Origin of the sequence: Ruminococcus sp. AM42-11 (genome assembly GCF_003480145.1) — a bacterium.
Classification (GTDB): domain Bacteria; phylum Bacillota; class Clostridia; order Lachnospirales; family Lachnospiraceae; genus Blautia_A; species Blautia_A faecis.
This window is the reverse complement of record NZ_QUIO01000003.1, coordinates 86,589-103,383: the sequence shown is the minus strand read 5'-3', so window position 1 is coordinate 103,383 and position 16,795 is coordinate 86,589. Positions and strand designations below refer to the sequence as shown.

Below are 16,795 nucleotides of genomic sequence, written 5' to 3'. Positions count from 1 at the left end.
TTCACTTCTTACATTTATAACAGATTTTCATCCATTTTTCAATGCCATGGCTGCCAGATACGCAGTTGACCAGGCAATCTGAAGATTATAGCCACCGGTTACCGCATCCAGGTCAAGCACTTCTCCAATAAAATAGAGATTTTTTACCTTTCGGGATTCCATAGTTCCCGGCTGAATGTCCTTCACAGAAACACCGCCTCTTGTAATAACTGCTTCTTTATATTCTCCCATTCCATTGATGGTAAATGGGAAAGCTTTCACCAGTTCTTCAAAGTGAATTCTTTCTTCCCTGGAAATATCGTGTATCTTTTTTTCCGGAGAAATACCACCCAGTTCCAGCATGACAGGTGTAAGGGATGATGGAAAAAGTACGCCGATCACATTCTTAAACTGTTTATTCTGTCCTGCCTCAAATTCCCGCAGAATCCTGGCATCCAGCTGTTCCATGGTAAGGGCAGGCTTCAGATCCAGATAAGCATTCAATTCTCCGGATTTCTGCAGTTGTTTGCCAATATGTGCGCTTGCAGATAAAATCATGGGGCCTGTCACGCCAAAGTGGGTGAACATCATCTCACCAAAATCCTGGAAGAGCACCTTTTTGCCTGACTTAATCGTAAGTTCGGTGTTTTTTAAGGAAAGTCCCTGAAGTCTTGGGATATAATCCTCTTTTGTCTTAAGAGGAACCAGTGACGGAGAAAGCGCCTTTACTTTATGGCCGGTTTCCTCTGCAAAGCGATAGCCATCACCTGTGGAGCCTGTTGACTGATAGGAAAGTCCTCCAGTGGCAACCAGAACATGATCGCCCTCCATAAAACTTCCATCTGCCAGTTCTACACCTGTTACCCGGCTGTGATGTGCCTTTTTCTCATCCACGTCCGGTTCCTCATAGGGACTGACCTTCACCGTTTTCACCTCTGTGCGAAGATGGATATGGGCACCAGCTTTCTTAAGTTCCCGTTCCAGACCGCGGATAATATCTGAAGAATGGTCAGACACAGGGAAAACCCGGTTGCCTCTCTCTGTCTTCAGTGGAACTCCCGCTTCTTCAAAGAATTCCATTACATCCTGGGGCGTGAAAGAATAGAAAGCACTGTACAGGAATTTCGGGTTAGACATAACTGCCCGGAACAGTTCTTCCGTGTCACAGTTATTTGTAACATTGCATCTGCCTTTTCCTGTAATATACACTTTCTTTCCAAGTTTCTCGTTTTTCTCCAGGATGTGAACCTCATGTCCTGCCCTTGCCAGATAAACACCGGCCATCATTCCGGCAGCACCGCCGCCTATGATCAGTATTTTACTCATTTACATACCTTTCATAAAACAGATTTGCAACTATTCAGTAACTACCGAAAGTTACACAAATTTTACTTATATTTTTCAAAAAGACACGTGCAAAAGGCTTCTCTGCACGTGTCTTTCATTATTTTTGTCAGCAAAGTGTCTATAGGCCAGACACTGACAAATTATTCCTCACTGATTAAACCGGATATGCTCCGTTTTTGGTATCAGCAACCGTCTCATCCACCTTTTTCTCCTGAGCCTGACGATACTTGAAGAAGTCAGTAGCAACCTGTGGGAACAGTGCATAGGACAGAACGTCCTCATCCTGCTCTTTATACTGTGCCATCTCGCCTTCAAGTTTGCCCAGCTCATTCTCAAGAAGATCTGCCGGACGGCATGTGATCGGCTGTGTGTCACCGATACATTTCTTCTGAACTTCTGGATTGAATGGTTTTGCTGTAGCACCATATTTTCCGCTGAGAACATCTTTTGTCTCTTTGGTAACCATCTTGTATCTCTCGCCCATGAGAACGTTAAATACAGCCTGTGTACCAACGATCTGAGAAGACGGAGTAACAAGCGGCGGCTCACCAAGGTCTTTACGTACACGCGGAACTTCCTCAAGAACATCATAGAACTTGTCTTCTGCATGCTGCTCTTTCAGCTGGGAAGTAAGGTTGGATAACATACCACCTGGTACCTGATACAGAAGAGTCTTGATGTTTACGCCAAGGTTCTTCGGATTCAGAAGGCCGCTCTCAAGAGCCTCGTCACGCATTGGACGGAAGTAGTCTGCGATCTCAGCAAGAAGCTGCTGATCAAATCCGGTATCATATGGAGTGCCTTTGAAGGTCTCAACCATAACCTCAGTTGCAGGCTGGGAAGTACCCAGTGCAAATGGAGACATTGCAGTATCGATGATATCAACACCAGCTTCAACAGCTTTTAAGTAAGTCATGGAAGCTACACCAGAGGTGTAATGTGTATGAAGATCGATCGGGATCTTAACAGTCTCTTTCAGGGCTGTAACAAGCTCAGTTGCCTTATATGGAAGAAGAAGGCCGGCCATATCTTTGATACAGATAGAGTCTGCACCCATTTCCTCGATACGTTTCGCAATGTTTGTCCAGTACTCAAGAGTATACGCATCACCAAGTGTATAGGAAAGAGCAACCTGTGCATGGCCATGCTCTTTGTTTGCAGCATGTACAGCAGTCTGAAGGTTACGAAGGTCATTCATACAGTCGAAAATACGGATGATATCGATACCATTTGCCAGAGATTTCTGAACAAAATACTCTACTACATCATCAGCGTATGGACGATATCCAAGAATGTTCTGGCCACGGAAAAGCATCTGCAGCTTTGTGTTCTTGAATCCTGCACGTAATTTACGAAGTCTTTCCCACGGATCCTCATGAAGGAAACGAAGGCTTGCATCGAAAGTAGCACCGCCCCAGCACTCAACTGCATGGTAGCCTACTTTATCAAGTTTATCAACGATTGGAAGCATCTGCTCTGTTGTCATACGGGTTGCAATCAGGGACTGATGTGCATCACGCAGAATGGTTTCCACAATTTTAACAGGTTTTTTTTCAATTTCTGCCATAATTGTTCTCCTTATTTATTTAGTTCATCCGGACTTCCCGGTTTCACTATAGAAAGCCGGGAAAAATCCGAATTTCTGGTATCATTATTAGATTCCGTAAATAGCCATAAATGCTCCGGCAGCAACGGCTGTACCGATAACACCGGCAACGTTTGGTCCCATTGCATGCATCAGAAGGAAGTTGGTAGGATCTGCCTCAGCACCAACCTTCTGGGAAACACGGGCTGCCATAGGTACCGCAGATACACCGGCGGAACCAATAAGCGGATTGATCTTGCCGCCTGTAAGCTTGCACATAACCTTTCCGAGCATAACACCGCCGAAAGTACCACATGCAAATGCCACAAGACCTAATACAACGATCTTCAGAGTATCCACATTCAGGAATGCCTCTGCACTTGTGGAAGCACCAACAGATGTACCAAGAAGGATAACTACGATGTACATAAGTGCATTGGAAGCTGTCTCTGTAAGCTGTTTTACAACGCCGCACTCTCTGAACAGGTTACCAAGCATAAGCATACCAACCAGAGGAGCTGTTGTCGGAAGAATCATGCAGACAACGATTGTGATTACGATTGGGAAGAGGATCTTCTCAAGCTTGGATACAGGACGAAGCTGCTCCATCTTGATCTTACGCTCTTTCTCAGTAGTAAACAGTTTCATGATCGGAGGCTGGATGATCGGAACCAGTGACATATAGGAATATGCCGCCACGGCGATCGGTCCCATAAGAGCAGTCTGACCAAGCTTACCAGCAAGGAAAATGGAGGTCGGACCATCTGCACCACCGATAATGGAGATTGCTGCTGCTGCTTTTCCATTGAATCCAAGGAAGATTGCAAGGAAGTAAGCCATATAGATACCGAGCTGTGCTGCAGCACCCATCAGGAAGCTCTTCGGATTCGCAATCAGCGGACCAAAGTCTGTCATGGCACCTACACCCATAAAGATAAGGGAAGGAAGAATACTCCACTCATCAAGGATGTAGAAGTAATGAAGAAGACCACCAACACCGTTGGACATGTCTTCCGGATTTGCCATAATGTCCGGATAAATATTAACAAGGAGCATACCAAATGCAATGGGAACAAGCAGAAGAGGCTCAAATCCCTTTGCAATGGCAAGATATAAGAATACACAAGCAACCACGATCATCAGGTAGTTTCCCCATGTCAGATTAAAAAATGCGGTCTGATGGATCAGGTTGGACAAAGTGTCTGCTACGTAAGACATCCTATTACCTCCCGACTTAGTTCATTGTTGCCAGGGTATCTCCATTTTCTACAGAGGCACCTTCTGCAACATCAATGCTTGCAACGGTTCCGTCCTGAGGAGCTACAACCGGGATCTCCATCTTCATGGATTCCAGGATTACAATGTTGTCACCGGCTTTTACAGCCTGTCCAACGCTTGCTGCGATTTTCAGAACCTTTCCAGGTACGGAAGCTGCAACCTTAACTGCGCCTGCTCCGGCTGCTGCCTTCGGAGCTGCCTTCGGTGCAGGTGCTGCCTTCGGAGCAGCTGCAGGAGCTGCAGCTGCTGGTGCAGAAACGCTTCCTGTCTCTTCAACAGTTACTTCATATGCTGTTCCGTTAACGGTAATTGTATAACTTTTCATTTTAGGATCCTCCTGTATTTATCTCTTTTTACGATTGATTTTGCGGATGGAACGTACAACGAATCCATCTGTAGTGGTTCCCTCAGCTGCTGCAATTGCTGCTGCGATAACCGCGATCAGTTCTGTATCGTCTGCTTCTGCAACTTCTACTGGTGCTGCCACCGGAGCAGGTGCAGGGGCTGCTGCCTGAGCTTTTTTCTTTGCTTCCGGATTCGGGATGAATCTGAACAGATAGATCAGGAAGCTCAGGAAAATAAGAACGATGAATACGATCGCAATACCCATGATAGTATTCATAACAGCTCTTCTTAAGGTCTCAGCCATGGAGTACTGTACATCAACAGTAAGGGATGTAGGTGCTCCTGTAGAAGCATCGAAAATATAAACGAAATTTGCATCTGCTTTCTCAAAGGAGACCGGTACAGTAACGGTATATCCATCGTCAGAAGCCTTCACCTCTGTCTCTCCGGTTCTCTCCTTTAAAGCCCCAACTTCATCCTTGGAGCCTGCCCATGCAGTCATTGCACCAACAGTAAACTCATCAGATGACTTGGTATAATTCTCAATATCTTCATCACTGAGAGCAATGATGGTATCGGTAAGTCCCTCAGCGGTAGTGACCAGGGTCTGCTTTACCGTGTCATCTACCTCATCAGCTGCCCATACGGAGGATACTCCGGTAAGAGTGAGAACTGCCATCATGAGAAGTACTGTGCAAAGGGAGGATACTTTCTTAAAAATCTGTTTCATATGCTCCACCTCGCTTAGACCGTGCCGTGTTTCTTGGACGGACGTTCTTCCCTTTTTGTGAACAGCATTTCAAATGCACCGATCACATATTTTCTTGTATCAGCCGGGCTGATAATGGTGTCAACATATCCTCTTGCTGCTGCAGAGGAAACAGAGTTCTGCAGTTCTCTGTACTCAGCTGCTTTCTCAGTAAGAGCTGCTGCGTCATCGCCTGCATACATGATCTTGGCTGCAAGGTCTGCATCCATCATACCGATCTCTGCGTTCTCCCATGCGTATACCATGTCTGCACCGATTGCTTTGCTGTTCATAGCTGTGTAAGCGGTTCCAAATGCTTTGCCGATCACAACGTTAACCTTCGGAACAGTAGCATCTGCAAATGCATGAACCAGTGTTCCAACAGATTTCGCCATCATCTTCTCGCCACATACAGTAGCCTTGAAGCCGTTTACATTTGTAAGAGTAAGTACCGGGATCTCGAAAGCGTCACAGAATTTTACGAACTCTGCTGCTTTTCTTGCACCGCGTGCACTAAGGGTTCCATCAGACTCCCATACCTTTTTGCCTTCTGCATCATAGCTCTCGCTTCTGTTTGCAACAGCACCAACGGTAGCGCCGTTCAGTCTGATAAATCCAACAGCAACGCTCTTACCGTAGTTAGCTTTTACCTCGAAGAACTGGCCGTTATCAGCGATTCTGGAAAGTGCAATGGCTGTGTCACCTGTGCAGTTCTCAATATCCTCGCATACACGGTTCAGGTCGTCTGTGCACTCCATGTAAGAATCAGTGTCTTCGCAGTTAGATGGCAGATATGTTACGAGTTCACGGATTTTTCCAAGGATCTCGTCCTCAGTGCCGATTCCGTCTACAAGACCTGTCTCTTCGCTCTGGAATCTGGCTGAGGATGTGTCACATTTGGAAACGTGGTTGCCTTCAAGGGCGTTCGGGGTGTTTACAAACAGTTTGCCTTTCTTCTCTTCAACAAATGTGAAGTCTGTCAGTGCCGGTACAAGTGCCATACCACCACCGCAGGTACCGAAGATACCTGTGATCTGTGGGATCAGTCCGGATGCCAGAGTCTGTTTCATATAAATTTCACCGAATGCTTCCAGTGCGTCAGTTGCCTCCTGAAGACGGAGACCTGCACAATCGATCAGGCCGATCACCGGAGCACCGGTCTTCATAGCCATATCATAAAGTCTGGTAATCTTCTTGGCATGCATTTCACCAACGGTTCCGTTCAGTACGGAAACATCCTGGCTGTACACATACACCAGATTTCCATCGATTACACCATATCCGGTAATAACACCGTCTGAAGGTGCTTTTTTCTCAGTCATGTTGAAATCTGTATTTCTGGCTGTTACACTTTGGCCGATCTCAACAAAACTGTTCGCGTCAAGCAAAGAAGTGATTCTTGTGCCCGCTAAACTTTGTGTTGCGTTACTCATTCTTTCTTGCCCTCCATTTTATAATAATTTAAAAGTATAACCAAAAATTCTGCCGATTCTAATTGTACATTTTTTCACACAATTTTTCAATAGTTTTCCGTGTTTTTATGCAAAAAAATCCCTCGATTTTCGGGGGATTTTTTTATATATCATACATATTCCGTCAGGCTTTTTAGTGAAAAAAGTCATGAAACACCTTGTTTGCGCACCATAAATAGGTGATTTTAACAATATTGCGATCTGCTGTCACAAAATAGTTATCCAAGACAAGTTCTCCAAGACAAAAAGTGACCTGACCAATTTTCTGCCCCTTTTTTACAGGTGCTGTCAAATTTTTCTCAATACGCAGATGGCAGGTAATCTTTTCCCCTTCTTTCAGAAGGATCTGTTTCTTTTTGTCAGAATCAGATGCCTGAATCCGGCCATTTATATATACATCTGCGAAACCTGTCCCAGTTTCTGTGAAAATTCTCCCGGAATTTTCCTGGTTTTCCTTACCAGATTCTTTCCCGCTGCTTTCGTCAGTCCCATCCTTTACTGGTATAGCCGGAATCTCCGGCTCCTGCCAATAGGTTTCCTTGTGAAAATTTGCTTTGCCATATTCCAGCAGTTTCATGGCATCTTTCCATTTATATGTCTTATTATTCGGCCAGCCGCAGCCAAGAAGGGAAATAATAAATTTTCTTTTCTCATTTTCACAGGCTGCCACATAACAATAACCCGCATTTCCTGTAAAACCTGTTTTTCCTGAAATGGCGTCCGAAGTCATATCAAGAAATGCATTTGCATTATGGACGGAAAACTGACGTTTTCCTGTAATATCAGAAAAAGAATAATCCCTGGTCTGTGTGATATGAAGAAATGCTTTATTTTTCACAGCATAGCTCATGATCAAAGCCAGATCTCTTGCGGTAGTCTGATGAATGCCTCCTGCATCTGCACTGTCAAGACCGTTCGGCGTAACAAAATGAGTGTTCGTGCAGCCAATCTCCTTTGCTTTTGCATTCATCATTTTTGCAAACCCTTCCACAGAACCGCCAATGTGTTCAGCAATTGCCACAGCCGTATCATTATGGCTTTTCAACATTAAAGAATAAAGAAGATCTTCCAGGTAATACTGCTCCCCTTCCTTTAAATTCAGCTTTACTTCTGGTTGAGAGGCCGCATTTTCTGACACCATTACATAATCATCACCGGAGCCCTTTTCCAAGGCAAGGATACAGGTCATTACCTTTGTGGTACTGGCATTCGGACGAGCTGTATAGCCCTCTTTTTCGTACAGTACCCGGCCAGAATCCCCATCCATAAGAACTGCTGATAAGGCATAGAGATTTCCAGGTCCGTCTGTTTCTTTCATATCAACAGCTGCCGGTATCATCTGCACAATGGAACTGACAGTCTTTTTTTCATCTGTACCAGTGCTTCCTGACACCTGGGCAGCAGTGCATAAAACAAGTACAAAAGTCAGTGTAAAACAAAAGAATCTGTATCTGCTTTTCATAGTCCACCCCACATTCCGTTTATAGTATTTTACGCGGACCTGTCCCAAACTATGCAAAGCTCACTCTACAAGTTTTGCCTGATAAAAAGAACAGGTATCTTACAAAATACCTGTCCCTGAAATTGGTTCAATTTTCAGTTTGTATATCACAGCTAACCATTGTAAGTCAGATTCCATCGCTCAGACAACAGCATGTCCTCCTGGGAAAGCTGATACAGCTCCAGCAATTCTGCCGGTGCCTCTTTCACCTCTTTTTCAAACAATGTATTCAGCTGTTCCACAGGTTCCCTGCTGCCACCTGCCGGCTGAGCCATCATATAGTGATCGATCAAAGCAGACTGTGCTCTTCTTCCTCCAAGGCTGGAAAGCTTCGACAGACGCGCCCGTCTCGTCCCGCCATCGTCACATACCAGCAGATTTGTCATAAATTTCATCAGTTTAAGGCTCAGAAGAATATCTCCTGTTTTTACAAGAGGAAAAGCCTTGTGGATTTCCGCTGCATTTTTGCGTTTTGCTTTGATACAATCAGAAGGATAAAAGGCATATGGATTTTTCCTATTTTCTTCCATAAGGAAGCGGTCAAATTCAATTTCCAGAAGGCTGTGGGAAATCCTGCCCTTATCATTCATTTCATTTACAAAAGGATGACAGGAAGAGTCCAGAAGATAATGACAGCCAAAGCCAAGAAGATAGGCAAGAAGTGCCTCATCACCAGTCTCTCTGACCTGCGCCATTCCCTGGATAAAAAATGCCCGGGCTTTTTCTTTGTGCATACGGTATCCTACACTGCTTACGTGATTCTTAAAAATAAAATAATAGAAGAAAATATCCGGTCCGTGAAGACCGATCCGATACAGTTCACCGTTTTTCCGAATAATTTCTTTCACTTGATCGGGCAATTGCCTGTATACTTTCTGACCAAACAAATCATGTGCATATGTTGTGGGCATTTTTTCTCTCCTGTCTTATCGCCTGCAGTTTATCCGCGGCTTACTTATCCTGTTTCATTGTCTGCAGTTTATCCGCGGCTTACTTGTCCTGTCATATCGTCTGCAGTTTATCTGTGGCTTACTTGTCCTGTCTTATATATCCAGCTTCAGCTGTACTTCCTCTTCTGCCTCAGCCTTAAAATCCGCCATTTTTACCGGATCCACAGCCGGCAGCTCTTCCAGACCCTGCACACCAAATGTGCGAAGAAATTCTTCTGTAGTGCCGAAAAGGATCGGCCGTCCAGGTGCATCAAGACGTCCAAGCTCCTTTACCAGATTATACTCAACCAGCTTATTTACTGCATGATCGCTTTTTACTCCCCGGATCTTTTCAATCTCAGCTTTTGTCACAGGCTGCTTATAGGCTATAATAGACAGCGTTTCCAGCATAACATCTGTAAGGGCAGGTTTCTTAGGCTGCATGGCAATCCGGATCAGACAGCCATAGTAATCCCGTTTGGTGCACAGCTGATAAGAGCCCTCCAGCTCAATGATCTGGATTCCCCTTCCCTCATCCTTATATTTATCCATCAGATTATGGAGTAGTTTTTCTGTAGTTGGCTTATCCTGCTGGATTGCTTTCGCAATCTGACCTAATTCCACAGATTCACCCATCGCAAACAGGATTGCCTCAACGGCACCTTCTAATCGTTTAATTTCCATACACTATCCTTCTTCCTCTGCAAATTCTGTTAGATTCTTCCAGGTTTCCGGCTCTGTCACAACATTGATCTGAATGTCATCAAAAATCTCTTCCTGAACCACATGAATGTGTCCCATTTTTATCAGTTCCAGCACGGAAAGGAAGGTAACGATTACCTGTACTTTGGAACACTGCTTTTTCAACAGGTCCCGAAAGCTGAATTTCCTGTGAGTCTTTGCAAATTCTTTCATCTCCAGCATTTTATCAGAAAGACTGACTTCTTCCTTCTCGATTTTTCCAAACTGACTTCGGATAGGGTCCCGTCTGTCGTCCTGCCGCCTGATGATCGACTGGTAAATGGCGTTTAATTTCTCAAGAGTAAGACCAGCCAGAAGTTCTGAGGGATCCACTGGCTCCCGATACTGAAGCACCTCCCTTGGCACATCCGGCTCACGGAAATAAACGCCGCTGGCATCGTCCATTTTGTCCTTCAGCTCATAAGACATATATTTATACATCTTATATTCCAGAAGTTTCTGAACCAGCTCCGCTCTGGGGTCCTCCTCTTCTCCTTCTTCATTGATTTCTTTTGGAAGAAGCATCCGGCACTTGATATCCAGAAGTGTGGCTGCCATGACCATAAACTCACTCATAACTCCAAGATCTTCTTTTTCCATAGCGTGAATGTATTCCATATACTGATCCGTAATCTCCACAATCGGTATATCATAAATATCAATTTTATTTTTATCAATAAGGTGAAGGAGCAGATCAAGCGGTCCTTCAAAAACATTCAGTTTTACGGGAATTGCCATGCGCTTTCCTCTCTCCCTTACGGTTTCATTTCTATAAAAATCAGCTCTCTTGGATTATGGATCCGAAGAGGCACTGTGTGTTCCCCAAGGCCTGCACTTACGATCATACATTTGCCATTTTTGTAAAAATCGCCGCAACAGTATTTTGGAAAAGGTATAAACTGGGAACTGATGGCTCCCACATGTCTGGAAAAACGGAGCACACCGCCATGGTAATGTCCAGACAGAATCAGGTCTGCCCCCCAGTGGAAATAGGTTCTGCCATATTTTGGGTTATGGGCAAGAAGAATATTTATGGCTTCCGGATCTGGCTTTCCCATAAGCTCTTCCATTTTTTCAGAAGTTAGCTTCGGGGAAAAAGGCTTGTGATAGTATTCCAGTGGAAGTTCCAGTCCATTTACCACAAAGGAATTGCCAGCCAGAACAACTTTGCTCTTCTCATTTGCCAGAAAACAGATTCCTTTTTGTTTCAACTCTGCCTGATATTTCAGGTACTCATTCCGATAAAGGTGCCCTTTGGCTTTCATTTTGGTTTCGTGGTTTCCCATGGCGTAAAAGATGGGGAAGTTCTTCGCCAGTGTACAAAGCAGTTTTCTGGCAGTTTCCAGGGTGGAAGGATCCATCCGGACCACCATGTCTCCGGCAAGAAGAATGGCATCGGGGTCATTTTCCTGGATTTTTTTCAGCAAAGCACTGTTCTCTTCGCCGAAAATGCTTCCGTGAAGGTCTGCAAGAACAGCAAAGCGCACGCTTTTTTTTATTTTCGGGTTATGGACTTCATAGGTTACAGTTCGAAATTTTTCCATAAATCTCCTTAAATACTTTGTAATTTCCAGAGCGTGTTTGAAAAAGGCCTTCTGCAATCTGCACGCCCCAGGCCCTGCTTACTTTCCAAATCCACAGTTGGGGAAGGTACAGACTTTGCAGTTCAGGCAGAGACCGCCTTCTCCGTATGCAGCAACTTCTTCCGGGAAAATTTCATCGTCTGCCATGATTCTTGGCAGAACCAGATCAAATACAGTACGCTTCGCATACATGACACATCCAGGAAGCCCAAGGATCGGGATGCATTTGCCCTCTTTCTCATAGTAAGCGATAAGAAGCATGGCTCCTGGCAGTACCGGTGCACCGTAAGTAACAACTCTGGCTCCTGTATCACGGATTCCTCCAGGTGTACGGTCATCTGGATCTACACTCATGCCGCCGCTGCAGACTACCATATCTGCACCCTGGTTAATAAATTCCATAATGTCGGCTGTGATCTGTGCCTTGTCATCTCCCGGAGTCGTCTGACCGATTATTTCAGTAGGGTACTCGGAAAGTTTTTCTTTTAATACAGGGGTAAAGGTATCCTGAATCAGCCCTTTTTTTACCTCGCTTCCAGTTGTAACGATTCCAACCTTTTTGTGGTGATAGGGAAGAATGGAAAAAATCGGTTCTGGACCAGCGGCTTCCACAGCTCTGTCCATTTTTTCTTTTTCGATTACAAGAGGGATGATCCTGGTGCCAGCCAGTTTATCTCCTTTTTTTACCGGGAAGTCTCCGTGGCGGGAAGCGATCATCATCTCCCCCAGAGAATTCACTGCCAGAAGGGCATCTCTGCGAATTTTCAGAACTCCGTTCTCGTCTGCTACCAGTTCGATCTTGCCTTCTTTCACATCAGTTCCATGCATGGAATCTCCTGCACAGATTTTATACAAAATATCAGCGCCCTCATTTTCATGAAGAATTCCCTCTTTCTTTTCCCACACAAAAAGATGTTCTTTTCCAACAGAAAGGAGCAGCGGAATGTCCTCTTCTTTCACAATATGTCCTTTGGAAAACAGAACGCCTTTCTTCTCATCCTTTATAATCTGTGTAATATCATGGCAGAGGATCTGGCCTGCTGCGTCTTCGGTTCTTATTTCTTTCATTCTGCAATTCATCCTTTCGCATATAATTGCTGTTTACGATCACAATCCGGCTTTGCAAAGTTTCGCATATACGCCGTCCTTCTCCATCAGCTCCTGATGTGTACCTTCTTCTGCAATTCCATCTTCGGTCAGCACCAGGATCCTTCTGGCATTGCGGATCGTGGAAAGACGATGGGCGATCACGAAGGTGGTTCGGTCTTTGGCAAGACGTTCCAGAGATTGCTGCACTACCTTCTCACTTTCGTTATCCAGGGCGGATGTTGCCTCATCAAAGATCAGGATCGGCGGATTCTTCAGAAAAGCTCTCGCAATGGAAAGACGCTGTTTCTGTCCTCCGGAAAGCTTCACGCCACGCTGTCCAATGTCTGTGCCATAGTTATCCGGCATTTCCATAATAAAATCATGAGCATTGGCAAGCTTGGCTGCGCGGATGACTTCCTCGTCGGTAGCGTCCGGACGGCCATATCGGATATTTTCCATAATGTTTCCTGCAAACAGGTATACATCCTGCTGCACAATTCCAATCTGATTACGAAGATCCTTCAGTTTGATCTTTCGGATATCTTTTCCATCCAGATAAATGGCACCAGATGAAACATCATAAAATCTGGGGATCAGACTGCAAAGGGTAGTCTTTCCAGCTCCAGAGGTGCCTACAAGGGCAACATAGTCACCGGGCTTCACTTCCAGATTTACGTTAGAAAGCACTTTCTCATTGTGGTCTTCATAGTGGAAAGAAACATTTTCGAAACGGATATCTCCTTTTACATGATCCATAGAAACGGCATCCGGCGCATCCTCAATATCCGGCGCAATGGACATCATTTCCAGGAAGCGGTCATAACCACTGTAGCCGTTCTGGAACTGCTCGGTAAAGTTTACCAGCTTGGTAACCGGCTCTGTAAAATTGTTAATATACAAAAGAAAAGTCACAAGATCTGTGGCGCTTAAATCTCCTGCTGCCAGGAACATGGCTCCGGAAACCAGTGCAGTAACTGTGATCAGTGTGGTAAACGCATCCATGCCTGCATGATAACCTGCCATATAGCGGTAAGTCACACGCTTGGAATCCACAAAACGCTCATTTCCTTTACGGAATTTCTCAATCTCACGCTTCTCATTTCCAAAAGATTTTACCACACGGATTCCGGAAAGACTGTCCTCGATCTGGCTGTTGATCTCGCCCATGCGCACACGGTTTTCCTTAAATGCACTTTTCATCTTTTTATTATAAATCAGTGCATAGATCAGCATAATAATTACAACTGCGAAGCACAGCAGTGCCATCTGCGGCTTCACATTCATAAGAATGATCAGTGCTCCGAACAGCTTGATCACTGAGATCAGAATATCCTCCGGTCCATGGTGGAGAAGCTCTGTAATATCAAAAAGATCACTTGTGATCCTGGAAAGAAGCTGACCGACCTTCTGATTATCATAAAATGCAAAAGAGAGCTTCTGGTAATGGCTGAATATCTCATTTCGCATATCATGCTCAATGTAAGCCCCCATCATATGTCCATAATAGGTAATAAAATAACGGCTTCCAAGCTGCACCAGGATCAGTACCAGCATTCCCACCCCGATTTTCAAAATCATGGTCTTCGCTTCATCCGCTGACATTTCACTTATGGAATTCATAATATAACGAACCATCAGTGGAATGACAAGTGTCACTGCTGCCCCAAGGAATGCAAAAAAAAGATCTGCAAAAAACAGTCCCTTATATGGTTTATAATAGCCTGCAAGCATCTTTAATCTGCCAGGCTGTTTTTTCTCTTGTTTCATATGATTCTCCTCCGCTTTTGCTGCTATATTTTTGTAAGACATCAGCAAAAATTTTCATACAGAGTTTATTATAAACCGACGAGGACTGTTTTGTCAAAATGCTTCTGTAATTTGTATAACTATTTTTAGGGTTACTGTTCACTCCGTTCACAGTAACGCGCTTCGCGATGCACAGAAATCATGCATTCGCATGATTTCGCGCCGCAATTCTCGGGTTTTCTGTGAACTTTGTTCACAAAAAACGCCTCGCGGAACGTTACCAGTGAACAGTAACTTTTTAGGGGCAAAGGTGAAAATCAGGTTCTCCTGCCATACTACGTTCTTTACAATAGCTTTAATAGCTTTTCCAGACAGTTTTTATAGGTTGCTTTTTCTATAGTTTCAGAAAAAAGAATGTTCACCTCTCCAAGCTTTTGTCCATTCTGGTAATACTCCAGAGTCCCGGCAACATCACCTTCTTTACAGGCGCCTGGACCTGAGTTTCCAGATTCAGTTTCCGTTCCACTTCGCCTATGGTTTTGCCGTCGGTGCTCAGATACTGGAAGTTCTTTTCATATTTTATTTCTGTGGTAGGTTTGGTTCCTTTTCGGACCTCTATCTGGGGAAGCTTTTCGGGATTTTCATCCGTGTAAAAGCTGCATTTTGAAAAACCGTAGTTCAGCATGGCAGCGGCGTCCTTGAAACGAACTTTGTAATCGGGTGCTGCCATAACTACAGAAATCAAGGTAATGTTATTTCGGGACGCCACAGCAGATACGCAATACTTTGCCAGACTGGTACTTCCAGTTTTCAGACCGATGCATCCGTCGTAGCTTCGAAGGAGTTTGTTAGTGTTCGTTAAGCAAAACTCTTTGGAGCCTTGTCTGGTCACATGAGTAATATTTTCCATCCATATAGAAGAGTACTCCAGGATCTTCGGATATTTGGTGATCAGCTCCCGGCTCATAATGGCAATGTCCCGGACAGTTGTGTAGTGATCTGTGGATTCTGTCAATCCACAGCAGTCTACAAAATGGGTATTCTCCATTCCAAGCCCTGCTGCCCGCTCATTCATCTGCCGCACAAATTCCTGCTCGCTGCCTCCAATATGCTCTGCCATTGCTACACTGGCGTCATTTCCAGAGGCGATCACAATGCACTTGATCATAGTCTCCACGTCCTGGGTTTCTCCTTCCTCCAGAAATACCTGGGAGCCACCCATAGATTTCGCATAGGCACTGGTGGTTACCAGATCATCCATTTTCAGTGTACCATTCTCCAACGCATCGAAAATCAGGATTAACGTCATAATCTTTGTAATACTCGCTGGACTTCGCCTGGTATCCGAATCTTTTTCGTAAATTACAGTGCCTGTACTGGCCTCCATTAAAAGAGCAGAAGGTGCCTGCACAAGCGCATCATCAGGTGCTGCTGGCTCCGTGGTTTTTTCTTGTTCTTCCGGGGATGCAGCGGTATTATCACTTGTAAAATTTTCTGCCCTTTCATTCAACGATATATCTGCTTTCCCATATACAATCCGACAGCCAGTTCCCACCATGAGACTGGCCAGCAAAATAGGTAAAACCGCCTTTCTTATTGCCTTTCCAAGCATAGGATGTCTCCTCAAAAATAAGTTCTATTCTATTGTAAAGCGGTCACCATAATTTTATTACTATAATCTCAGAATGCAAAAGCATCACCAATCTGCAAATATTTCCATGACTTCTCCACGTAAAAAAGTGGAGTTTATGAATTTTCTTCCTCATCTTCCAGAATCCGCAGCCCGGCTGTGCTGGTTACGGGGAGGGAAAATACGATGGTTCCTGCTTTGGAGGTGAGGCCGGCTTTTTCCATGATAGCACTCATAATGGCATTTTTCTGTTCTGATTTTGCCACAATGAAGATCACCTCTTTTTCGGAAACCAGGGAAACGCCAAGAAACTGTTCGGCGCGCTTCATTCCTACCCCTTTTCCATGAAGAACGGTACCGCCGGTTGCGCCACCCTCCTCTGCTGCTTTCATCACCTGGGTGTTATATCCGTAATTGGCAATTGCCACGATCAGTTCATGCTTTGTCTCTTTCAATGTACCTTCCTCCTCTCTTACAAACTCCTGTCCCTGAATGAGAAATCCCAATTCCCGTTTGCCGCCAATGCTGCTCATGGGAATGGTAAATGCAATCCCAGTTCCGGGCACGTCGATCCGCAGCTGGTTCTGCAAGCCCTTTTTCACCTTTTTCCAGGTAGCTTCTGTCACAAAGTGAAAACAGATGCTTTTCTCATCATCTTCTAATCCCATATAGTCAAGGATGGAGCTTGAGGCAGTTCCCATACCAAGGGAAACCGTTCCTACTTCTATCTGATTTTCCCGGTAAAGTGCTGCAAATTTCGACATGTATTTTCGGTTGGTGATGGTAACCATCATGTATAATTCGCTCATAGATGATTCCTTT

15 protein-coding genes are annotated in these 16,795 nt (G+C 44.7%); all 15 read right to left on the bottom strand.

The features are described from left to right. Positions 1-27: 27 nt before the first annotated feature. The 15 genes from DW904_RS03190 to DW904_RS03120 all read right to left on the bottom strand — a co-directional run bounded on the left by DW904_RS03190 (position 28) and on the right by DW904_RS03120 (position 16,782). Positions 28-1,305: an NAD(P)/FAD-dependent oxidoreductase gene (locus DW904_RS03190; protein WP_118578039.1), complete on the bottom strand. Its 1,278-nt coding sequence runs from the start codon at positions 1,303-1,305 to the stop codon at positions 28-30. A gap of 175 nt (positions 1,306-1,480) precedes the next feature. Beyond that, a complete protein-coding gene (locus DW904_RS03185; protein ID WP_118578038.1) occupies positions 1,481-2,893 on the bottom strand; it encodes an oxaloacetate decarboxylase subunit alpha in 1,413 nt (470 codons plus the stop codon). 87 nt (positions 2,894-2,980) lie between these two features. Next, positions 2,981-4,129 carry a sodium ion-translocating decarboxylase subunit beta gene (locus DW904_RS03180; protein WP_118578037.1) on the bottom strand — a complete coding sequence of 383 codons (1,149 nt, stop codon included), beginning with the start codon at positions 4,127-4,129 and terminating at the stop codon, positions 2,981-2,983. 16 nt (positions 4,130-4,145) lie between these two features. Then, complete coding sequence (locus DW904_RS03175; protein ID WP_118578036.1) at positions 4,146-4,514, bottom strand: biotin/lipoyl-binding carrier protein; 369 nt, start codon at positions 4,512-4,514, stop codon at positions 4,146-4,148. A gap of 18 nt (positions 4,515-4,532) precedes the next feature. Next, entirely contained in the window at positions 4,533-5,264 is a 732-nt protein-coding gene (locus DW904_RS03170; protein ID WP_118578035.1) for an OadG family transporter subunit, read from the bottom strand. A 14-nt stretch (positions 5,265-5,278) separates the two neighbouring features. After that, positions 5,279-6,715: a carboxyl transferase domain-containing protein gene (locus DW904_RS03165; RefSeq protein WP_118578034.1), complete on the bottom strand. Its 1,437-nt coding sequence runs from the start codon at positions 6,713-6,715 to the stop codon at positions 5,279-5,281. A gap of 172 nt (positions 6,716-6,887) precedes the next feature. Next, the gene (locus DW904_RS03160; RefSeq protein ID WP_118578033.1) at positions 6,888-8,216 is read right to left on the bottom strand and encodes a D-alanyl-D-alanine carboxypeptidase family protein; all 1,329 of its coding nucleotides are present in this window, start codon (positions 8,214-8,216) and stop codon (positions 6,888-6,890) included. Between the two features lie 152 nt (positions 8,217-8,368). Next, a complete protein-coding gene (locus DW904_RS03155) occupies positions 8,369-9,166 on the bottom strand; it encodes a zinc dependent phospholipase C family protein (RefSeq protein WP_118578032.1) in 798 nt (265 codons plus the stop codon). Between the two features lie 132 nt (positions 9,167-9,298). Beyond that, positions 9,299-9,868 (bottom strand): SMC-Scp complex subunit ScpB, encoded by a 570-nt coding sequence (gene scpB, locus DW904_RS03150; RefSeq protein WP_118578031.1) that lies wholly within the window; start codon positions 9,866-9,868, stop codon positions 9,299-9,301. Positions 9,869-9,871: 3 nt separating this feature from the next. Continuing rightward, positions 9,872-10,663, bottom strand: coding sequence for a segregation/condensation protein A (locus DW904_RS03145; protein WP_118578030.1), 792 nt, complete (start codon positions 10,661-10,663; stop codon positions 9,872-9,874). Positions 10,664-10,680: 17 nt separating this feature from the next. Continuing rightward, complete coding sequence (locus DW904_RS03140; RefSeq protein WP_118578029.1) at positions 10,681-11,469, bottom strand: metallophosphoesterase; 789 nt, start codon at positions 11,467-11,469, stop codon at positions 10,681-10,683. A gap of 78 nt (positions 11,470-11,547) precedes the next feature. Next, complete coding sequence (locus DW904_RS03135; protein WP_118578028.1) at positions 11,548-12,576, bottom strand: molybdopterin-binding protein; 1,029 nt, start codon at positions 12,574-12,576, stop codon at positions 11,548-11,550. A 39-nt stretch (positions 12,577-12,615) separates the two neighbouring features. Then, entirely contained in the window at positions 12,616-14,364 is a 1,749-nt protein-coding gene (locus DW904_RS03130; RefSeq protein ID WP_118578027.1) for an ABC transporter ATP-binding protein, read from the bottom strand. Positions 14,365-14,761: 397 nt separating this feature from the next. Then, on the bottom strand, positions 14,762-15,955 hold the full coding sequence (locus tag DW904_RS03125; protein WP_347562007.1) for a D-alanyl-D-alanine carboxypeptidase family protein: 1,194 nt from the start codon (positions 15,953-15,955) through the stop codon (positions 14,762-14,764). A gap of 134 nt (positions 15,956-16,089) precedes the next feature. Next, a complete protein-coding gene (locus DW904_RS03120) occupies positions 16,090-16,782 on the bottom strand; it encodes a P-II family nitrogen regulator (RefSeq protein WP_118578026.1) in 693 nt (230 codons plus the stop codon). Positions 16,783-16,795: the final 13 nt, after the last annotated feature.